General features: G+C 40.8%; 23 protein-coding genes and 1 other annotated feature. Of the genes, 8 read left to right on the forward strand and 15 right to left on the reverse strand.

Annotation, left to right across the window (positions count from 1 at the left end):
- Positions 1-31: 31 nt before the first annotated feature.
- Entirely contained in the window at positions 32-1381 is a 1350-nt protein-coding gene (locus ACNO7B_RS13355; RefSeq protein ID WP_417901609.1) for an amidohydrolase family protein, read from the reverse strand.
- Positions 1382-1486: 105 nt separating this feature from the next.
- Positions 1487-2074, reverse strand: coding sequence for an NAD(P)H-dependent oxidoreductase (locus tag ACNO7B_RS13360; protein ID WP_326110802.1), 588 nt, complete (start codon positions 2072-2074; stop codon positions 1487-1489).
- 116 nt (positions 2075-2190) lie between these two features.
- On the opposite strand from ACNO7B_RS13360, the gene ACNO7B_RS13365 reads away from it, so the two are divergent.
- Positions 2191-2625, forward strand: a complete 435-nt coding sequence (locus ACNO7B_RS13365) for a MarR family winged helix-turn-helix transcriptional regulator (RefSeq protein ID WP_017358294.1) — start codon at positions 2191-2193, stop codon at positions 2623-2625.
- Between the two features lie 52 nt (positions 2626-2677).
- Here the strand turns inward: ACNO7B_RS13365 and ACNO7B_RS13370 are convergent, their stop codons facing one another.
- From ACNO7B_RS13370 to ACNO7B_RS13400, 7 genes are all read right to left on the reverse strand, one after another.
- On the reverse strand, positions 2678-2854 hold the full coding sequence (locus tag ACNO7B_RS13370) for a hypothetical protein (protein ID WP_243824407.1): 177 nt from the start codon (positions 2852-2854) through the stop codon (positions 2678-2680).
- 34 nt (positions 2855-2888) lie between these two features.
- A complete protein-coding gene (locus ACNO7B_RS13375; RefSeq protein ID WP_410685012.1) occupies positions 2889-3068 on the reverse strand; it encodes a hypothetical protein in 180 nt (59 codons plus the stop codon).
- 30 nt (positions 3069-3098) lie between these two features.
- Entirely contained in the window at positions 3099-3713 is a 615-nt protein-coding gene (locus ACNO7B_RS13380) for a LysE/ArgO family amino acid transporter (RefSeq protein WP_039168907.1), read from the reverse strand.
- Positions 3714-3849: 136 nt separating this feature from the next.
- Positions 3850-5430 carry an acyl-CoA synthetase MbcS gene (gene mbcS, locus ACNO7B_RS13385; RefSeq protein ID WP_056705515.1) on the reverse strand — a complete coding sequence of 527 codons (1581 nt, stop codon included), beginning with the start codon at positions 5428-5430 and terminating at the stop codon, positions 3850-3852.
- 221 nt (positions 5431-5651) lie between these two features.
- Positions 5652-5864, reverse strand: a complete 213-nt coding sequence (locus ACNO7B_RS13390) for an alpha/beta-type small acid-soluble spore protein (RefSeq protein WP_003216385.1) — start codon at positions 5862-5864, stop codon at positions 5652-5654.
- An 89-nt stretch (positions 5865-5953) separates the two neighbouring features.
- Positions 5954-7159, reverse strand: a complete 1206-nt coding sequence (gene thiI, locus ACNO7B_RS13395; protein ID WP_060781289.1) for a tRNA uracil 4-sulfurtransferase ThiI — start codon at positions 7157-7159, stop codon at positions 5954-5956.
- A gap of 4 nt (positions 7160-7163) precedes the next feature.
- Positions 7164-8306 (reverse strand): cysteine desulfurase family protein, encoded by a 1143-nt coding sequence (locus tag ACNO7B_RS13400; RefSeq protein ID WP_366963413.1) that lies wholly within the window; start codon positions 8304-8306, stop codon positions 7164-7166.
- A 202-nt stretch (positions 8307-8508) separates the two neighbouring features.
- On the opposite strand from ACNO7B_RS13400, the gene brnQ (ACNO7B_RS13405) reads away from it, so the two are divergent.
- Both brnQ (ACNO7B_RS13405) and brnQ (ACNO7B_RS13410) read left to right on the forward strand, forming a co-directional pair.
- Positions 8509-9852, forward strand: a complete 1344-nt coding sequence (brnQ, locus tag ACNO7B_RS13405) for a branched-chain amino acid transport system II carrier protein (protein ID WP_366963411.1) — start codon at positions 8509-8511, stop codon at positions 9850-9852.
- Positions 9853-10066: 214 nt separating this feature from the next.
- Positions 10067-11410, forward strand: coding sequence for a branched-chain amino acid transport system II carrier protein (gene brnQ / locus ACNO7B_RS13410; protein WP_417901610.1), 1344 nt, complete (start codon positions 10067-10069; stop codon positions 11408-11410).
- A gap of 40 nt (positions 11411-11450) precedes the next feature.
- Here the strand turns inward: brnQ (ACNO7B_RS13410) and ezrA are convergent, their stop codons facing one another.
- On the reverse strand, positions 11451-13154 hold the full coding sequence (ezrA, locus tag ACNO7B_RS13415; RefSeq protein WP_048001835.1) for a septation ring formation regulator EzrA: 1704 nt from the start codon (positions 13152-13154) through the stop codon (positions 11451-11453).
- A 336-nt stretch (positions 13155-13490) separates the two neighbouring features.
- Between ezrA and hisJ the strand changes: the two genes are divergently transcribed.
- A complete protein-coding gene (gene hisJ, locus ACNO7B_RS13420; RefSeq protein ID WP_050827565.1) occupies positions 13491-14306 on the forward strand; it encodes a histidinol-phosphatase HisJ in 816 nt (271 codons plus the stop codon).
- Here the strand turns inward: hisJ and refZ are convergent.
- A complete protein-coding gene (refZ, locus tag ACNO7B_RS13425; protein ID WP_417901611.1) occupies positions 14276-14941 on the reverse strand; it encodes a forespore capture DNA-binding protein RefZ in 666 nt (221 codons plus the stop codon). The genes hisJ and refZ overlap by 31 nt on opposite strands.
- A gap of 126 nt (positions 14942-15067) precedes the next feature.
- Here refZ and ACNO7B_RS13430 point away from each other — a divergent pair, with 126 nt between their 5' ends.
- The 3 genes from ACNO7B_RS13430 to ACNO7B_RS13440 all read left to right on the forward strand — a co-directional run bounded on the left by ACNO7B_RS13430 (position 15068) and on the right by ACNO7B_RS13440 (position 17277).
- Positions 15068-15568, forward strand: a complete 501-nt coding sequence (locus tag ACNO7B_RS13430; RefSeq protein WP_041092574.1) for a GAF domain-containing protein — start codon at positions 15068-15070, stop codon at positions 15566-15568.
- A gap of 310 nt (positions 15569-15878) precedes the next feature.
- Complete coding sequence (gene rpsD / locus ACNO7B_RS13435) at positions 15879-16481, forward strand: 30S ribosomal protein S4 (RefSeq protein WP_007501777.1); 603 nt, start codon at positions 15879-15881, stop codon at positions 16479-16481.
- 235 nt (positions 16482-16716) lie between these two features.
- On the forward strand, positions 16717-17277 hold the full coding sequence (locus ACNO7B_RS13440; RefSeq protein WP_417901612.1) for a hypothetical protein: 561 nt from the start codon (positions 16717-16719) through the stop codon (positions 17275-17277).
- Between the two features lie 8 nt (positions 17278-17285).
- Here the strand turns inward: ACNO7B_RS13440 and ACNO7B_RS13445 are convergent, their stop codons facing one another.
- The 3 genes from ACNO7B_RS13445 to ACNO7B_RS13455 all read right to left on the reverse strand — a co-directional run bounded on the left by ACNO7B_RS13445 (position 17286) and on the right by ACNO7B_RS13455 (position 18821).
- Positions 17286-17885 carry a cysteine hydrolase family protein gene (locus ACNO7B_RS13445; RefSeq protein WP_410685005.1) on the reverse strand — a complete coding sequence of 200 codons (600 nt, stop codon included), beginning with the start codon at positions 17883-17885 and terminating at the stop codon, positions 17286-17288.
- 49 nt (positions 17886-17934) lie between these two features.
- Positions 17935-18147: a hypothetical protein gene (locus tag ACNO7B_RS13450; protein ID WP_039170275.1), complete on the reverse strand. Its 213-nt coding sequence runs from the start codon at positions 18145-18147 to the stop codon at positions 17935-17937.
- Between the two features lie 95 nt (positions 18148-18242).
- Positions 18243-18821: an esterase/lipase family protein gene (locus ACNO7B_RS13455; protein ID WP_375830204.1), complete on the reverse strand. Its 579-nt coding sequence runs from the start codon at positions 18819-18821 to the stop codon at positions 18243-18245.
- Between the two features lie 272 nt (positions 18822-19093).
- Between ACNO7B_RS13455 and ACNO7B_RS13460 the strand changes: the two genes are divergently transcribed.
- Positions 19094-19435 carry an antibiotic biosynthesis monooxygenase family protein gene (locus ACNO7B_RS13460; RefSeq protein ID WP_417901613.1) on the forward strand — a complete coding sequence of 114 codons (342 nt, stop codon included), beginning with the start codon at positions 19094-19096 and terminating at the stop codon, positions 19433-19435.
- 128 nt (positions 19436-19563) lie between these two features.
- Here the strand turns inward: ACNO7B_RS13460 and tyrS are convergent, their stop codons facing one another.
- Positions 19564-20832, reverse strand: coding sequence for a tyrosine--tRNA ligase (tyrS, locus tag ACNO7B_RS13465; protein ID WP_417901614.1), 1269 nt, complete (start codon positions 20830-20832; stop codon positions 19564-19566).
- Positions 20833-20885: 53 nt separating this feature from the next.
- Positions 20886-21121, reverse strand: a binding site (T-box leader).
- Between the last annotated feature and the right edge of the window lies 1 nt (position 21122).

Here is a 21122-nt window from a genome sequence, read left to right on the forward strand (position 1 = left end):
CATAGGCAGTGGCCTATGGGGATATTGCACGTCATTTTGTTGATTCAAACTGATGCGATAAAATGTGATCTCTTGCCGCATAAGCTTTTTGTTTGACCTCTTCTAAGTTCACTCCAACCAGCTTCCCATTTTGTTTCACTGCTTTTCCAGCCACATAGACAGAATCAACATTTGAAGGGTGTGCCGTTTGCACAACTGCCCCAGCTGGATCTGTCATCGGAAGAAGATTCATGCTTGTCCGATCGATCAAGATAAAATCAGCTTCTTTTCCAGGTGTGAGTGAGCCGATTTTGTCATCAAGCTTCAAGGCACGAGCCCCGTTTATTGTGGCTGCTTCAAGCATTTGCTGAGCAGACAATCCAAGTTCAGGTCCCGGCATCGTCCCTTCCATCAATAAAGATTGATTTTGAATCGCTCGCTCCGCCTGTAGTCCGAATTTCATTTGGGCAAATAAATCTCCTCCTGTCGCTGTCACCACATCTACACCAAGCGTTGGCAGAACGCCATTTTCAATAGCAAGCCCTGTGACAGGATATCCGTGTCCCATCATCATTTCAATCTCAGGTGTAATCGAGATGGAGCTTCCGCTGTCAGCTAACATCTTCATTTGATCTGCATCAATTGCATTGATATGCACCATATTCAAATCAGGCCCGAGCAGCCCTGCTTGATGAAGTCGCTCAATCGATCGATCCGCTGCTCCCCAATTTCCAAAGCCAATGTGCATACTGCATAATGCATCTAGTGATCTCGCTGTTTCAATTTCAAAGACGGTCGTCTCCCATGAAGAAAATTCTGGTCCACGAATGGCAAGTCCCATCGTCAACAGCTGATCCGAAGATTGAAAATGTTTTTGTTTCATGCGGGCTGCGTCTTCCATATTCGTGAGCGTACTCTCTCTGTCCCAATATGCTGCATCTCCAGAGGTACCAAAACCAAAGACCGCTCGAATACCCGCATCTTTTAAACCTCCAATGAGTTCTTCTGTATGATCCATAGAATTGATCATCGTCCAGTCGAAAAACGTGGTCACTCCTGCATCTAATGCCTCTAATGCGCCTAAATAATTAGCAATTCGATCATCTGATGGACGTCTCATCGCCCCATAGTTGCCATAATAAATTTTGCTCAAGTACGTTTGCAAAGACCAATCTGTTCCGATTCCCCGTATGACAGACTGCCACACATGACGATGGGTATCCACAAGCCCTGGCATGATGACCATGTCAGACGCATCCACAACATCAGCACCGCTTGCTTCAATCGAAGGTCCGACTTCTAAAATATGTGCCCCTTCAATTAATAGATCTCCCTTCTCCAGAAAACCTAAAGATGGATCAAGTGTGATAAGAGCCGCATCTTTAAACAATGTTTTCTTCATCCATATCCCCCTTTTCAAATAAAGAGAATGAGTCACTCACTCTCTCTGTCATTTTAAGACATAACAGGTTCAAATTAGAAGAAAAGTGACTCAAGGAATGTGGTTTTATGAGCTGATATTCCGAAAATAGTTGTATATCCGTTTTAATTTCACGTCATGCTTCCCTTTCGGACTTTCCATCATGCCAAATTCAAAGAACTTCACCGGTTTAATCCCGACATATTGTAAAAGAGCTCGTTTCATTAACATCTTATGAGCATTTTGCAAAAAGAAGAAAGGATAGTGGGTCGGTCCTTGCATTGTCGAAACACATACAGCCCTCTTTCCTTTTAACAAGCCTTCTGGAAGCAGCCCGCCTGTTTGACGATAAGCAAAATTCGCTGCAAACATGCGATCAATAAAACCAAGCAGCATGGCTGGCGGCCGCCCCCACCAAATCGGATAAACAAACACGATGTTGTCTGCCCATTTGATTTTCTCTTGATATTCTTGAATCTCAGGGTCCTTATGCATATCACGTCTTTTTTTCTCTTCATTAAAAATAAGTACAGGATCAAATTTGTCTTGGTATAAATCGATGATTCTCACTTCTTGAACGTTTGGATTTTCTTCACTGCCCTTTAGGATTTCTTTAAAAAAAGCACCATTTAAACTATTGTGATGGGGGTGAGTATAAATAATGAGTACATTCATGGCTTGGCTCCTTTAGTTATCATTTGATAACTAAAAGCATACACCCCTCTTTTTTAGTTGTCAAATGATAATTGTTTTTTGATAATAAATTTGGTATGGTACGTAGGAGGTGAAACATGATGAAAAACCCACATTTTTTCAAAGAGTTTGTCACATTTGCTTCTACTTTTTCTGAGCTGAAACATGCTATGATGAGCAAGATCAAACCCTCTGATCTAACCACTCTACAATATTTGATTCTGGAGCAGTTAGCCGTCAGTGAGCCGCTAACACCTAGCGAAATCGCCGATTGTCAGCACATGTCTCTTCCGAATGTCAGCAGAGAATTGAAAAAGCTTCACGAAAAACAATTCATTGATAGACAAGAAGATAAAGATGACAAGCGAAAACATGTCATTATGCTGTCTAAAAAAGGCCGCGAGTGTATGGACAAAGCATTTCAACAAATTGAATCCATGCTCATGGACAGCCTTTCTTCCTCTGACCGAAATCAAATGGATGATATCGTACAAGCTCTCCGTCTATTAAATCAAACCATCTTCAAAAAATGATCGAATGAAAAAAGCATGAGCGTATCGCTCATGCAAATGATTTTTGAACACATTAGTAAAGAGATGCTAAAAGATACGTGATGAAACCTACTATTGGAATAATCGGGATCATCAGCTTCAATGTTTTATTCGTATTCTTATATAAATTCCACAGCAAAACTGGTACACCAAACGTCAATGTATCCAAGACAGCAAGCACTGCCCCTTTACGCTGTTCTTTATGAGCCATTTGAAAACCTCCACATCCAATAAAATACATTTTTTTATAGTGTAGCATACATTCTATTTTGATCATTTCCTCCAGGTAATTGAATCGTCAGCATGTCTGATAAAAATGAACAGGATGTAACTGAAGCTTCTCCCGAAATAGTAGTCAACAAAAAAGCGCCAGATGTTTTCCATCCAACGCTTTTTCCCATGACATGTTCAGCACTCATTTTCATGCATCACGCCTCTTTTGCTCTATGTATCCTTTATCCAATAAGCTGATAGGCGATATATAATGCAACCAGCCAGATCATGACCGCAGAGGCTTTATTGATCCGGTTCATCCACTTGCCGTTTGTATCTAGCTTTCCTAACATTTTCCCGAGAAGGGCAAGACCCATAAACCATAACCACGAGACAATGATACAGGCTGCGGTAAATGCCACCTTTTCCGCCCCATGATATTGAAGAGAGTTCGTTCCTATCACTCCTATTGTATCGAGAATCGCGTGAGGATTTAAAAGTGAAACGGAACAGGCAAATATGATTTGTTTTCTCACAGGCATCAAGTCCATCTTTTCTTGATTACCTGTTGCGGAGCTCGTGTTCCAAACTGACCACCCCATATAAAGTAAAAAGAAAAATCCAATGATAAAAAGACCCATTTGCAAGATAGGGATGGTGAGTACAACAACCGAAACCCCAATGACAGCTAAAGTAATTAAAAGTGTGTCGCAGAGAGCAGCTGTAATGACCACAGGCAGTACGCGATATAATCGAGGCTGAAGGGCTCCTTGCTGAAATACAAATACATTTTGTGCGCCCAAAGGTAAAATAAGACCAAAGGCAAGCACAATCCCATGAATTATCGCAATCGACATTTTCAGAACATTCTCCTTTTCAAATCATCCTTACACATTTTAACATAAAACATCATGAACGAATTTTACATATTTGATTTGTCCAATAAAAAAAGCGCTGGATGATTTTCCATCCAGACGCTTATTGTTTCTACTGTTATGATGATTTTCGTGCAAGCTCTCTTTCTCTCAGCTCGACACGTCGAATTTTCGCTGACGGAGTTTTTGGTAGCTCGTCAATGAATTCGATTTCTCTTGGATATTTGTACGGTGCTGTTGTATTTTTCACGTGTGTTTGCAGTTCTTTAATCAGCTCATCGCTTTGTGCAGATGCATCACGCAGGACGACGTATGCTTTCACGATTGATCCTCTGATTTCATCTGGACTTGCCACGACCGCACATTCTTTCACGGCTGGGTGTTTAATCAGTGCATCTTCGACTTCAAACGGGCCAATTGTATAACCTGAGCTGACAATGATATCATCCCTGCGGCTTTCAAACCAAAAATACCCGTCTTCATCTTTTTTCGCACGATCACCGGTGATAAAGTAATCCCCGCGGCGCTGCGCCTTTGTACGCTCTGCATCTTTATAGTATTCCTTGAATAAAGCCGGCGTTTCAAGATGAACGGCAATGTCACCTATTTCTCCTGGAGCACAGATCTGGCCATTCTCATCAATGATCTCTACTTCATTGCCAGGTGTTGGTTTGCCCATGCTGCCTGGCTTGATGTCCATTCCTTTCAGCACCCCGACTAGCAGCGTGCTTTCTGTTTGCCCGTAACCATCTCGCACTTCGATATCGAAATGTTTTTTGAACGTATCGATGACTTCACGGTTAAGCGGCTCTCCCGCAGAAACAGCACTATGCAATTTCGGCAGCTCGTACTGACTGAGGTCATCTACTTTTGCCATAAACCGATATTCCGTTGGTGTACAACATAAAACATTGATTTCATTTTTTTGAAGCAGCTCTAAGTACGTATCCGGATTAAACTTTCCTCCATAAACAAAACCTTCTGCTCCACTTCCTAAAACAGATAAGAGAGGACTCCACACCCATTTTTGCCAGCCTGGTCCTGCTGTTGCCCATACTTTATCCCCTTCATTAATGGAGAGCCATGCTTTGGCCGCTGTACGTAAATGTGCATACGCCCAGCCGTGTGTATGAACAACCCCTTTTGGATTACCTGTTGTGCCTGATGTATAAGATAGAAACGCCATGTCCGTACGTGTTGTGTCTGCCAATTTCAACTCGCTTGACTGCTCTTCCTTTTGCGCAACAATGTTTGTCCAGCCATGATCATTCTCACCAATCGAGAATGTTTTGAAATCTTTTGGCTGGTTGGTTCCTTCAAACGATTGAATGAATGATGCGTAAACAATCGCTCCTTTTGCTTCTGCATGTTCAATTCGGTAATCTATATCTTTAGCGCGAAGCATTTCTGAACAAGGAATTACAACCATCCCTGTTTTTAAAATCGCTAAATAAATGCTGTATGCCTCTAGCATACGCGGCACCATCACAATGATTTTATCGCCTTTTTTAAAGCCTGCATTTAATAGAACATGACCAATTTTATTTGCCTCTTCCACTAATGCTGCATATGTCACATGCGCTTCATGGCCATTTCCGTCCTGCCAGTGCAGGGCGATTTTCTCCTGATCATGACTGAACGCTTCAATCTCACTGACTAAGTTATATTGTTCTGGTGCAATTAAGTCTTCTCTTTTCATGGTACAGCTCCTTTTAGCCTCTTTCTATGAAACGAATCATGTTTCAATTTACCTATTCTAACACTCATAACTGAAAAATGCTTGAATTAGGACCTACTCCTAGTATTATGCCATAATTTTTTCATTTCGTCTTCTTTTTTAAAAATATTCTAACAATTTATGTACAAAAAAAAGAGCGGGAATAAACCCGCTCATAAGCCATAGCTTTTTAATTGTGTGTCTTAGAAAGATCCGCCACCCATATGTTGTTGAGCGTAAGATACAAGACGCTTAGTGATTTCTCCACCAACTGATCCGTTAGCGCGAGCTGTTGTTTCTGGTCCAAGGTTTACGCCAAATTCTGAAGCGATTTCGTACTTCATTTGGTCGATCGCTTGTGCAGCGCCTGGAACGACTAATTGATTAGAACTGCTTTGTCTGTTTTGTTGAGCCATGTGTTCTCACCTCCTTGTGAATATAGAATGTGTAGAAACACATGACTTCATGCGATTGATTTTATGGTAATTATTATGAAATTTTTTATTTAGAATAAATCAGCGAATTTGTCAGCTGCTTTCTTTTCATTTGTGACAACGATTGTTTCGATCTGCTCCACTGCATCATCAAGCATTGGCTCGAATTCAGCAAAGCTTTCGTATCGTTCTACTTTTTCAAGCTTTGGTTTTGTTTTTGGAGATGGCGGCGTAAAGATCGTGCAGCAATCCTCAAATGGCTGAATGCTTGTCTCATATGTGCCAATTCGTCTCGCTTCTTCGATAATGTCATTCTTATCCACGGCAATCAGCGGGCGAATAATCGGTGTGTTTGTGACATGATTAATGGCATACATGCTTTCAAGTGTCTGACTTGCCACTTGACCAAGGCTTTCCCCTGTAATAATGGCAAGCGCATCACGCTTGGCTCTTATTTTATCTGCAATTTTGAGCATCATTCGTCTCGTTGAAGTCATCGTATAGTTTTCTGGTACTTGTTTGTGAATGAGTTCTTGGATTTTCGTAAAAGGAACGATGTGAAGCTTGACTTCGCCTCCATAGGCAGCTAAGCATTCCGCTAAATCAATGACCTTTTGCTTGGCACGTTCACTTGTATAAGGTGGGCTAAAGAAATGAACAGCTTCAATTTGAATACCTCGTTTCATTGCCTGATAGCCGGCCACTGGGCTGTCAAAGCCGCCAGAGAGCATCAGCATCGCTCTTCCGCTTGAACCAACTGGCAGTCCGCCTGCACCTTTTACATCTTTAAATGTAATGTACGTCGCGTGTTCTCTTATTTCAATTCGCAAGTGAACATCTGGCTGTTTCACATTAACGGTTAAGTTGTCTGTATTCCTTAGAACATGTCCACCAATTTCTCGGTTCATTTCATTTGAATCAAGCTCAAATTGTTTATAAGAGCGTTTCGTTGAGACCTTAAATGTATTTCCTTGTTCATACACTTCATGAACCGCTGAGAGTGCCGCTTCTTTGATGGCATCAAGATTTGTCTCACATTTTACAGCCAGGCTAAAGCTTTGAATGCCAAATACACCTTTAAGCTGTTCTGAAATCGGTTCAGGGTCTTCTCCGTTTAGCATGATCGTAATGCGGTCTCTGTCAGATGCATACTTTAATGCTTCAAAGTCTTTTAATACAAACCGGATATGCTGTCTTAGTTTTTCGATAAATTTCTTTCTATTTTTCCCTTTTGTTGAAATCTCACCAAAACGGACTAAAATATGGTCATACTTCATGTTGTTATCTCATTCCTTTTAATTTTTTCACACTTTGTGCGATCGATGTGATGATTTGTGGCGCTAGCTCTGGTCCTTGCCCATATGTCAAACTGATTCTCATGCTGCTTTTGGCTGCTTCTTCTGATTTCCCCATCGCCAGCAGGACACGGCTTGGTTCCTTTTTCTTAGCAGAACAAGCAGACGTTGTCGAAACGTAAATGCCTTCTTTTTCGAGCATATGCAGAAGGACTTCGATTTGAATACCTGGCACTGAAAAATTCACAATGTGCGGTGCGCTATGCGTCAGCGGTGTGTTTATGACGACGCCTTCTATCTTTCCAAGCTGCTGCTCTAGCTCTGCTTTTAAAGCGACCATCTCATCATGATGCTTGTTTAAATGTTCAAATGATTGCTTTATGGCTTTTGCTAAGCTGACAGCTCCAGCAGGGTTCTCAGTCCCTGAGCGAAGGCCTAGTTCCTGCTCTCCTCCTGTGATAAAAGGGGCAAGCACGATCTCTTTCTTTAAAAAGAGGGCACCTGTTCCCTTCAGGCCGTGAATCTTGTGGCCTGACATCGTTAAAAGATCAATATCCATCTCTTTAGGCAGCGGAACCTTGCCAATTCCTTGTACGCCGTCGACATGAAAAATCGCCTCTTTGGCATACGTCCGAATGATGCTGGCCGCTTCCTCTATCGGCTGAATCGCGCCTGTTTCATTGTTTACATGCATGAGACTGACAAGCACTGTATCAGGGCGAAGCACTTCTTTTAAATGCGTCATATCTGCACGGCCATGCTCATTTACTTGAATATAGGAAATATCAAAGCCAAATAATGTTTTCAGCTGTTCAAACGATTCGATGACAGATGGATGCTCAATCGCTGTTGTGACAATATGTCTGCCTCGGTTCATCTTGGCAAGAGCAGCCCCTTTGATGGCAATGTTATTTGCTTCTGTTGCACCTGAAGTAAAAATAATCTCATATTGTGTAAAGCCTGTATAGTGAAGGATTTGTTTTCGCGTTTCACTTAATAGACGGCTCGCATCAATTCCAAGTTGATGCAGCGAAGACGGATTCCCAAAAAAACGCTCACTCACTTGCTGATGTACTTGTAAAACCTCTGGATAAGGCTTTGTTGTGGCACTATTATCAAGATAAATCATATCTTAAACTCCTTACAAAAAAACTTAAAAAATAAATGCATTTATATGTTACCATAATGAAGTCAGACAGAGAATTTTCTGAAAATGGCAGTTGACAACTTTTCATTTTCACTATATCATCCATAGTGCAAATGTCATATAAACACCTAAATTGTCAGAATATTTAAATTTGACACAATACACTGATTGAGGAGGGACTATTTTGAAAAATAGTTTAAGTATAAAAGAAACATTTGCTATTGGACTAATGCTTTTTGCATTATTCTTTGGCGCCGGAAATATGATTTTCCCGCCTGTTCTTGGACAATATGCTGGTGAAAACGTATGGCTTGCCATCGGCGGATTCCTACTTACAGGCGTAGGTCTTCCACTATTAGGGGTTATTGCTGTCGCCCTTACAGGTACCGGAGCCAAAGGCCTTGCTGATAAAGCACACCCTAAATTCGGGACTATCTTCACCGTGATTCTGTATTTATCCATTGGACCATTTTTCGCCATTCCGCGAACTGGTACGGTTTCGTATGAGATAGGATTAGCTCCATTTCTCTCAGGTGCCCAATCCACTTCATGGGTACCACTATTCATCTTTACCGTAGTGTTTTTCACTATTTCATACTTGCTTGCGTTAAATCCTTCAAAGCTGGTTGATCGTATTGGTAAAATTTTGACACCGATCTTATTAACTGTTATTGCTATTATTGTCATTAAAGCCATTGCTACGCCAATGGGAATGATCGGTGCTCCAGATAAAACATATGAGGCAAATCCGCTTTTCACTGGATTTTTAGAAGGCTATAAAACAATGGATGCACTTGCTTCTATCGTATTTGGAATCGTCGTAGTGACAGCTGTTAAGGACAGAGGCATCACAGAGCGAAAATCTCTTGCAGCAGCTTGTATTAAGGCAGGACTCGTAGCAGCTGTTGGACTGGCACTCGTGTACATTTCCCTTGCTTATGTGGGTGCTTCAAGCCCCGATGCCACGGGAATGGTTGGTGCAAATGAAGGAGGAAAACTACTTTCACTTTCTGCCAACTTTTTATTCGGTTCTGCTGGTAACATTGTTCTTGGCGCAGCCATTTTATTCGCTTGTTTAACGACTAGTGTTGGACTTATTTCATCTTGTGGAGAATATTTTTCAAAGCTCTTCCCTAGCCTGTCTTATCGCACAGTCGTTCTGATCGTCTCTTTATTTAGTACACTGGTTGCAAACCTTGGACTCGCACAGATCATCTCACTATCCGTTCCAGTTCTTGTGACCATCTATCCACTAGCCATTGTGATTATTTTATTGTCATTCCTTGATCGCTGGATTAATGGCAGAAGAATCATTTATATCACTTCTCTCATCTTTACTGGTTTCTTTGCCATTATTGATGGATTATTAGCTGCAGAAGTGAATCTAGGCGGCTTGCCTGGCATCTTGAAATCAATTGTTCCGTTTTACGATTTAGGCATTGGCTGGATCATACCAGCTATTATCGGTGCTTTGATTGGTGTACTTATTTCCATGTTTACCAGCCCACCAAAGCAACTTGCCTCATAATCATCGCAAATCAAAACATCCCCTTCTAAAGAAGAAGGGGATGTTTTTTTATTGTTCTTCATATACTAAAATAGAAAAATTCATGACTTTTGTACGAAAACACATGTTGACATCAGGCGTACATCCTTTATAATTAGTGATTGTTAATGATGAACGGTTACCTAGCAACTAATTAACAGAATATTTCAACATAATAATGGAGGCTTTAAATGCAATGAAGGCAACTTTGTCGACGAAAGATACGGTTATCATAGGTTTTATGCTGTTTGCTCTATTCTTCGGCGCCGGTAATATGATTTATCCACCAGAGCTTGGGCAATATGCTGGGCAAAATGTGTGGAAAGCAATGGGCGGATTTTTATTAACAGGTGTCGGTTTACCTCTTCTAGGGATTATTGCAATCGCTTTGACAGGTCGAGATGCAAAAGGGTTAGCTGATAAAGCTCACCCAGCTTTTGGAACAGCGTTTACCGTCATTTTATATTTATCTATCGGGCCACTTTTCGCTATTCCTCGTACAGGAACGGTTTCATATGAAATTGGTGCATTACCCTTTTTAGCAGGTGTACCAGCTTGGCTCTCACTTTTTTTATTTACACTGGCCTTTTTTGGTATTACGTATTATCTTGCGCTAAATCCAACAAAAATTGTGGATCGTGTAGGAAAAGTGTTAACACCGATTAAATTTACGATTATTTTTATTATTATTGTCAAAGCCATTCTAACGCCGATGGGCGTCATTGGCACACCTGATGTGTCCTATAGCAATGGATCATTTTTCAAAGGGTTTCTAGAGGGTTATAAAACAATGGACGCTCTTGCATCTATTGTTTTTGGGGTTGTTGTCATCAACGCCATTAAAGGACGTGGTGTAACAAGTAAAAAAGCACTCACATCTGCTTGTATCAAAGCTGGCCTAATTGCAGCTTGCGGATTAACATTTGTTTATCTATCACTTGCTTATTTAGGCGCTTCAAGTACACACGCCATTGGGTTTGTTGGAGATGGCAGTAAGATCTTGGCGCAGTCTTCTCAATTCTTATTTGGCAGCTTAGGAAATATCGTGTTAGGCGCTGCAATTACGGTGGCTTGTTTAACGACAAGTATCGGTCTTGTTACATCATGTGGAGAGTATTTCTCGAATTTATTACCTAAACTTTCTTATAAAATGGTCGTTACACTCGTGACATTATTCAGTTTTATCATTTCAAATTTTGGACTTGCTCATATTATCGCTTTCTCTGTACCAGTGTTAACTGCCATCTACCCGCTAGCGATTGTCATCATTGTTTTGTCGCTGGCAGATAAATGGCTTGGTCAAAGAAGACCTGTGTATGTCCTTACTTTGATTTTAACTGGCTGCGTCAGTTTGTTTGACGGCTTAGCAGCGGCGAAACTGCCGATTGGTCCTGTGAAAGATCTCTTTCAAACGATCTTGCCGCTATATGACCTTGGCATTGGCTGGATTGTACCTGCCATACTCGGAGTCGTGATTGGATTTGTCATCTCTCTTTTCACTTCTTCTGCTTCAGAAGAACGCCAAAAACAAGTTTCATAACATGGAAAAAGCTGAAGTCCTAAAATGGACTTCAGCTTTTTTATTGATGCTGATATTCTTTTTCTTGCTGAGTTAAAAGCTTCTGGACGGCTCCAGGTGATGCTTTTTCGACAGCAGCTGCTGCCACTTCAAATGAATCGTTATAATCATAGGCATAAAATCTTCGTTCTGCCTCTTTTAATTGCTCTGAAAGAATGTGGTTTTGACTTCTAAACCGGTTGCCGTATTGTATAATCCGTTCAATTTGATCCACTTTACGAAGCATGTCATGTGTTTCATCAACCACATGTCTGACTGTTTCAGAGGCTTCTTTTAATTGCTGGTTCACTGCCGGCATATTCAGCGGCAAATTCTCTAGCTGCTCCTGCACTTGCTGAATCATCTCCTGCGCTTTTTCAGCACGGTCTTTGATGTCAGCAGGTACACCTGGAATGTTGCTTTTGTGCAGCTGGCGCACTGTATCTGTCAGCATGGTTTTAAGTTCAGCCAATGTTTCTCTTGCCTGTAATTCTTCTTTTCGTAAAGATTGAAGGTGATCTTTAAACGCTTCATGAAGTGTTTTGGCATCCTCAATAAAGGTCTCAAGCTGATTGATTTCATCCATTAATAATGTGTATGCGACATGGTCACGATCAAGCTTCTCTCGTATTTGCTTCATGAGCTTTTCAATTTCTTCTAATCGTTTTTCGAAAGCTTTCTGCTGATCCAGCTCTCCTGCTGTCAGCTTGTAGCTTTCTTTCACAAGAGCCGTTTCTGCCTTTGTCTGCGTGTGGTCTTGTTCAAGTTTTTCAAATGCTTCGGTCAGCTCAGGCATTTTGCTCTTGATTTCCTGACCTGCTTCTACTTCTGCTTCTAGCTGATCATACAGCGTCTGAATCGCATCATCAATCATTTGCAGAATGCTTGATGCTTCATCTAAGTTGAGTTCATCAATCAGCAGCTTCTCCGCCCGGGTCAGCTGTTTATTCAAGTTATCCAGCTCTTTTGTGATCTGGATGTGCTCTAGTTTGTAGCCTTTGTCTGTCATTTCTTTATAACCGTCTTTCAGCTTCGTCAGCTGACCTGGCACAGTTTGTTTGCAGTCTGCGATGAGCTTCGGTACATCATTGATATATAATTGCAGCTGATCGAGTCTGCGGTCTTGCTCAAGCAAAATTTTCCTTGCTGTCATGTAGTTTCCGTTTTCTGTCTCTTCTTCATACTGCTTGATCCCTTCCCAGGCCTCGTCCAAGTCCTGCTCCATTTTGTCATAAAGGGTGCCATATAAATGGCTGTAAGCAAGTAGATTTTTTCGTACCGTTTGATATTGCTCTTTGACCTTCTCGATGTCTTTTCGGTTTTGCTCTTCACTTGTGACAAGGTCTGCAATCTCTTTTAAAATGTCTTCGATGTTTGAATCAGCAGCGGTGAGCAGATCTCCTATATGTGCAAGAACTTGCTTCGCTTTGGAGAATCGATATTTATCAGAATACTCCTCTGCATCATATAATAGCTCCTCTACCTTTGGAAGATGGGCTGTGACGATATCGTCCCACTCTGCACGCCATCTTTCAAAAAACTGCTCTGTTTCTCCGGTCATTTTTAAATGTTTGATTTTTGAAATTTCTTCTACAATTGATCTGTTTAAAATTTCAATTTTCCATGCTTCCAATCGGTCAATCTCTTTATATATATTTTTTCTGAGGAAATAACCGACTGAAAACAAAGCAAGCAAAATGACAATTAAACCGATGATAAACTCCATAATGAGCCCCCTTGTTGTGATCTAAGTGATGTCAGGGTAGTGTCCCGAGTAGACCTGAGAACCCTTTCGTGTCCGCTTTGCATTTGTTTTTTATAAGCAGGATTGTATTTTTGCCAATACGCTCCATTCACGGTTTTATGTATGTTTTTTCAAGAAAGTCATTCAGGCTTTCTATCGTTTGATCACATGTATTGATGTGACCTGTTTTTATGTATGCGGAAGCTGTCGTTTTCATTGTTATTATGATACCATGTAACCAGCATTTTTGGTCATGATTTTTCATTATTTTCGCTGATAAACATGACGTTTTTCAAAATATCGACAAGAGGTGACGACATGTTGAAACAAGATGCACATTTACATACGCCATTTTGCCCGCACGGTACGCTTGATCCTTTTCATTCTTATATTGAAAAAGCAATGAAAAAGGGATTTGATTCCATCACCTTTACCGAGCATGCCCCGCTGCCTCCTTCGTTTCGAGATCCAACGCCTGAGCAGGATAGCGCCATGAAGCTTCAAGACCTTGAAGCCTATTTGACGAAGCTGGATCAGCTGAAACAGGAATATAAAGGACAGTTAATAGTAAAAACTGGGCTTGAGGTCGACTATATCAAAGAGTATGAAGAGGAAACAAGTGCCTTTTTAGACTGCTACGGCCCTGAACTAGACGATAGCATTTTATCTGTTCACTTTCTTCCTGCTGGCAATGATTATATTTGTCTTGATTTTGATGAGCACGCCTTCAAGCAGCTGATCAGTATCTATGGCAGCACAGAACACGTCTATCAAAGCTACTATGACCAAATTCATTCTTCTATTCTATCATCTTTAGGTCCATATAAGCCAAAGAGAATCGGTCATATCACCCTTGTCCAGAAGTTCAAACAACTTTTCCCATACGAAATGTCGCCAGAACTATGTCAAAGGGTCACCCTTTGTCTTGAAGAAACGGCAAAAAAAGGCATGTCCTTAGATTTTAATACATCAGGTCTTCGTAAAACATATGCCAGAAGTATCTATTTAGATCAATGGATGATTGATCTTGCAAAACAGAAAAAAATTCCGCTCATATTCGGGTCTGATGCCCATCAAGCGGAAGATCTCGGGTATGCGTATGATCAATTTGAAGACATCATGAGTTTCAGGTGAGGATCAAGTGCGGGTTCGTTTGGTTCTAACAGATGATGAAGCGACCGGCTCAGTTCCTTATAATACGTTTGATAAAAGTAAGGCTCGCTTGGGTTGATATAAAGCACCTCTGTTAAATATTGCGGCTGCAGATATGGCATCATCAGAAGTGATTTTAGCTGGATCATAAATGATGAGAGTGACAGCTGCTCACAAATCACATGGGTGCTTTTTCCTTTTTCAATGATGAGCTGAAACAAGTATTTTTCCTTTGTTAAATAGGTGGACATGATTTCCCTAATCAGCGTTGAATCAATGGTCACCTCTCGATAAACGAAACGGGTTAATTGACGATTTTCATGCTGATAAGATAAAATATCAAAAACCACATGAAGTAAACATTCTTTTGCATGACGGATTTCCATGTGCTGGATGTGCGATTCAATCATCTGAATATAGCCTTCATAAAAATCGGATACGAGCTGCTCGAGCAGCCCTCCTTTTCCTTGAAAGTAATAAGATATATGGGCAACGTTGACGTTTGCTTCCTTCGCAATCTCACGTACAGAGGTTCCAGAAAATCCTTTTTGGTTAAAAAGTCTGATGGCAGCTTCAATAATACGGTCTTTTGTTTGCACGGTTGTTGATGTTTTCATCCGCTCACCCCTCTTCATGTGTACATACTTCAAGGTGAAGGCGGAAGTTCCTTTAATCATTGCTCGACAAATCCCACATGCGAAGCGCAAGTTATGTATTTTTGAGATAGAAAGTAGGAGATTTTCATGTTTCATGTCGAAAAACAGTCTGGCGATCCATCGAAAGACTATCAATTACTCATCAAGCAAGTAGAAGCGATTACGGATGGTGAACCTGATCTCATTGCCAACCTAGCCAATGCTGCGGCGCTGCTTTATCACTCGCTTCCTGAAGTCAATTGGGCAGGATTTTATTTAGCAAAAGGCGGAGAGCTTGTGCTTGGTCCATTCAACGGACTGCCCGCATGTGTACGTATTCCTTCTGGAAAAGGGGTTTGCGGTACAGCATTTGCTACAGGTGATGTACAGCGTATCGCTGATGTCCATGCATTCCCTGGTCATATTGCATGTGATGCAGCATCGCAATCTGAAATTGTGATCCCACTTAAAGTAAATGGACAAATCATTGGGGTACTCGATATTGACAGTCCAGTGAAAGATCGTTTCAATGAAGTGGATGAAACGTACTTAGTTCAATTTACAGAAGTTCTCCAAAATGCGTTATCAGCCTCTACTGATGCGTCATGATGCTTGAAAAGCAGACAATGTGTCTGCTTTTTTGTTTTGCTTTCTTCCCGGATGAATGCCGACCACGTTTGACATTCTCCTCTTTAAATAGGTTGACTTCTCCTATCTGGCGTCATATAATAGAGTTTGTGTGAAATATGGCAGCCTTTTTGTTCGGCTTTTTTGTATCATTTTGTTCCTTCTATATGGAGGTGCATCTTGTAACTCCCTGCTGCTGGAGCGAGGATGCATGAAAACATAATGACGGAAAAGACAAAGAACAGACGGTTTTTATTTTTCACAAATAAAAACAATAAGGAGGAGTCACATTATGGCTCGCTATACAGGTCCAAGTTGGAAGATTTCCCGCCGTTTAGGCATTTCATTAAGCGGAACAGGTAAGGAACTTGAAAAACGCCCTTACGCTCCAGGCCCACATGGTCCAGGACAACGCAAAAAACTATCTGAATACGGTTTACAATTACAAGAGAAGCAAAAGCTTCGTCACATGTACGGTGTCAACGAACGTCAATTCCGTACACTATTTGACAGAGCTGCTAAACTTCCTGGTAAACAAGGTGAAAACTTCATGATCCTTCTTGAAACTCGCCTTGACAACCTAGTATACCGTCTTGGCCTTGCTCGTACACGCCGCCAAGCTCGTCAGCTAGTAAACCATGGTCACATCCTTGTTGATGGAAGCCGTGTAGACATCCCATCTTTCTCTGTGAAACCAGGTCAAACGATTGCTCTTCGTGAGAAATCTCAAAACCTTGCAGTTGTGAAAGAATCAGTTGAAGTGAACAACTTCGTACCTGAATACCTTACTTTCGATGCTGAAAAGCTTGAAGGAACTTTCACTCGTCTTCCAGAGCGTTCTGAATTAGCGCCTGAAATCAGCGAACAACTAATCGTTGAGTTCTACTCTCGTTAATTTCATTGCTCTCTCAGAGAGTGATCAAACAAACCCTAGAGACCTTGATTATTCAAGGATTTCTAGGGTTTTTTGTTTGGTCTTTTGTACGATACTCTCTAGCTACAAAATTACACACAAGAAAATTAGAACACAGATAACTCTTTACTCTTTTTCGTTTTCCTCTTACAATTACATTTACTGGATAACTCACAACTTAAAACAATAATGTAAGGAACGTTAGGAGGAAAGCAATTTGTCGATTATTTCATTTATGTTAGCACTTATGCTCATTTCAATTATTATCTATGCGATTTTGAGAAAGACAAAAGTTGTCGATGAAGCGCCTGGAGCTATCGCTGAAATTCTCCTCATTTTACTCATCTTTTTTTCGATTAGTTTTGTCATCATCATTCCAAGTTCTGTACTTTATGTTGTTTCATTAGGAGTGAATTTTCTTTTTGGAGAATATATTACCTATGCATCCTTTCTTTCATTATTGACCTTCTGTCTATTCGTCAGTGGGATTGTTCTTTTTTGGTCGATCTTTTTAGTATTCATTGGTAAAGGAATTTCCTCTTTGCTAAGATTTCCTCAATGGTTCACGTTTATCTTTGAATTTTTACTCTCATGGGTCGTTGTGCATTTCTCAATTAAGTTTGTACTTAATATGAACATAGTCAATGTCTCCATTTGGGAGCACGGCACACTCATTTTATCTTTCTTTGTCAGCTTCTTATTTATTGGAATTGATCTCATATACTCAAGTATTGAACAACGAAAACAGCCGCTGGATGAACAAGCAAAAAGCTCCTAGAGATGATTCTAGGAGCTTTTGCTTGCCCAATTTGTGATCAGCTGCTCTGTTGTCAGGACAGTCGCAAATTCGTCATGCAGTGTTGCAAGTGAAAGGCGATGGATCGTTTCTGCGTCATAGTATGTACCGGTTTGATCTGCGAGTCCAAAGGCGGCTGTTGCATCCGAAATGAGGTATGTATCAAAGCCTAGGTTTCCACTCATTCTTGTTGTGGTAGATACGCAGTGCGGTGTTGTGAGTCCAGCAATCACAACAGTGTCGATCTCGTTTAATCTTAGTTGTTCCTCTAAGTTTGTGCCTATAAAGCTGCTGTTGACTTTCTTTTGTATGACCGTTTCTTCATCTAGCGGTTTGGCGATCTCTTTGAAGGAGTGCCCTTCATTTGCTGGATGAAATAAGGAGTGCGGCTGATCCGATGTATGCTGAATATGAATGACTGTCCAGCCTTTTTCTCTCCAAAACGTCAATAGACGACTGATGTTCTTCTCTGCATCTAGATTATTCCGTTCTCCCCATTTTTCGTGCTCGAATGCTTTCTGTACATCGACCATAATCAAAGCCTTTTGATGATGTTGCACAAATCCCCACCTCCAAAGAATCTCGTTCATTATATGTAGTGTAAGGAATGGTGGTTGATTTGTACATGTTTTTATTTGGCTATGTACGATGTTTTGTCTGTTTTTGCAGTAAAAAGACAAACCACACACTGGCTATTAAGTAATAGATACCAATGATGGATGTACAATTAGATATGACTTCTGCCCATTGTACTGATTTGACGATTGCCATCCAGATCATATAGATGATCAGAAATGAACATGGGAAATAGAGAAAGTAGCCTAAGAAAGCATATTTGAGTTTTTGCGTCATCTTTTATCCTCCTAAAAACCTTCTGCAACACCTAGCAGATCCTATATAACCATGACATCAAAAAAGACAGCACAAATCGCTGTCTTTTTCATTTTTTAATTCGTATTCTGTCCTCCGCCATTCAATCCTTCTTTCACATAGCCTTTGACTTGGCTTGAGGTTAATAGACCGATATGTCCAACGCCGTGGATGAGGACGTTTCTCGCGCCAATTAAACGTGAGAGGCTGTTGACGACAATGAGATCGGCTGAGCTATAGACAGATGTGTAAAGAATTTTTTGATTTGGATCGGTGCCTGGTAATGCTCTGAGTGATACGAGTCCATTCGCTCCACCAAGTGTGACGACGTTTTCAATTTTATCTCCACCGTCTAGGTTTTTAATATAGTATAACGTGTTCGCACCACCCATACTATGAGCCACAATATCTACTTTTTTGGCGCCCGTTTTGGCTAGTACATCTTTGACGAATCTAGAGAGCCTCGGGCCATTGTTCAGGTTATTGCCTGTTTTGTCTATGAAATCGATTGCAAAAAGTTGGTTTTGATCCCAGCCCTGTGTCACTAAGTATCGTTTGATCGAAGCAAAGTTATAAGACGCACCGCCCATACCATGCACCATCACAACCGGATTATGCGCAGCCGCTTTGACTTCTTTCGGCTGGATGAAGGCCATTGAACCTAGCACTAAGGCAAGGGCAACAAGAATTTGCAAACTCTTTTTCTTAAATCGAATCACTTTCATTCCCCCTTATTCATCTTATTCGACTCTATTTTATACAAGAAAAATATGTCAGAAAAGTGAACAAGGTAATGTTTTATGAGATGATTTTACAGAAATATAAATAATCATAAAGCACCTTGGACTTTTTTAAATTAAAACAAAAAGACTACGAGACCTTCTTTCTTTCATATATAATATCAATAGACAAAAGGAGGTTCTGCTAGATGCTGTTTACTCAAACACCTGCACTACCCTATTATGCCGTGATTTTCACATCAAAACGAACAAATGTCGAGCAGAAAGAATACGCCGTGGCTGCTCAAAAAATGGAACAATTAGCGAAAGAACTAGACGGGTTTCTTGGAATAGAAAGTGTACGAGATGAACATGGTGTTGGAATCACTGTCTCTTACTGGGATTCATTAGCAGCCATCAAATCATGGAAAGCACATACAGCACATCAGCGTGTTCAAAAAAAAGGAAAAAAAGATTGGTATGAATCCTATACAACCCGAATTTGTAAGGTAGAACATGCTTACACAAACGAAGATTCACTTCTTGAATAAGAAACAGACAAATGAGAGAAAACCGCTCTGTAAAAGCTTAATTCCTACTTCTGAATAAAAAAGAAAAACACCTCAATGTATATGAACATTTGAGGTGCTTTTCATGGTACTTACTGTTTCATAAGGATTTATTTATACGTTACAAGGAAGTATTTCTTTTTCCCTCTTCTTAAGACTGTAAATTGGTTTTCAATTCGGTCTTCAGCTGAAAGGACATAGTCTTTGTCGGTTTGTCTCTCTCCGTTGATGTAGACGGCACCGTTTGTGATATCTTCACGTGCTTGACGTTTTGATGGAGACAGTTTTGATTCGACAAGAACATCAACAAGTGTTAATTCTTCTGCACTGTCTTTCTCCATTGATGGCACATCTTTAAAGCCTACTTTCACTTCTTCTGCTGTAAGAGATTTGATCTCGCCTTTAAATAGCGCATTTGAGATGTTGACAGCCTGTTCTAGTGATTCACGGCCATGCACAAGTGTTGTGACTTCTTCTGCCAAACGGCGCTGTGCTTCACGTTTTTCAGGGGCTGTTTGCACTTTTTCTTCGTACGATGCGATCTCTTCTTTTGATAGGAACGTAAAGTATTTTAAGTATTTCACGACATCACGGTCATCTGTGTTAATCCAGAATTGGTAGAATTCATATGGTGATGTTTTTTCTTTATCTAACCAGATGGCACCACCTTCTGTTTTCCCAAACTTCGTGCCGTCTGCTTTTGTCACAAGCGGCATTGTGAGACCGAATGCTTTTGCGCCTTCTGCTTCAGACTTACGGATCAACTCAAGTCCAGATGTGATATTTCCCCACTGGTCACTTCCGCCGATTTGCAGCTTACAGTTTTCATTTCTGTAAAGGTTCAAGAAGTCTAACGATTGCAGAATCACGTAGCTGAATTCTGTGTACGAAATCCCTGTTTCAATACGGGAGCTGACGATATCTTTTGCGAGCATGAAGTTGACACCGAAGTTCTTTCCAATATCACGAAGGAACGTGATGACATTCATTTGACTGATCCAGTCATAGTTATTGACGATGACAGCTGGGTTGTCACCTGCTTCAAAATCAAGGAATTGAGAGAGCTGGCCTTTGATTTTCTCTGACCACTGTTCGACGATTTCTGCTGGGTTTAGTGAACGTTCTGCTTTTTTGAAACTTGGGTCACCAATCAGTCCAGTTGCGCCGCCAACAAGTGCAATCGGATGATGGCCTGCTTCTTGGAACCTGCGTAATGTTAAAATCGGCAATAAATGACCAATGTGCAAGCTGTCAGCTGTTGGATCGAAGCCGGAGTATAGCTTGATTTTTTCTTCTGTTAATAATTTTGTTAAACCTTCTTCATCTGTTTGCTGCTGAATTAATCCTCTGAACGATAAATCTTCCATCAATTGACTCATATCCAAATCTCCTTTTTTTACAATTCAACATAAAAAACGCCCCTTCGAATGAACGAAGGGACGATATATATCGCGGTACCACCCTGCTTAAAAGACAAAACAACACGTCTTTTCACTTACACTGATAACGGACAGATCCGTTCTTTCACTAATCAGATAGCATATGCTCCTTTTCGTAAAAGCGGTTCGTGAGGGTAATTCGAATATCTCTTTGTACTGACTCGCACCAGCCGTCAGCTCTCTTGGACAGGGAAAGATGATTCTACTGAATCTCAGTCAAAACCTTTTCA

Source organism: Bacillus sp. AK25 (genome assembly GCF_048270685.1).
GTDB classification, from domain to species: domain Bacteria; phylum Bacillota; class Bacilli; order Bacillales; family Bacillaceae; genus Bacillus; species Bacillus altitudinis.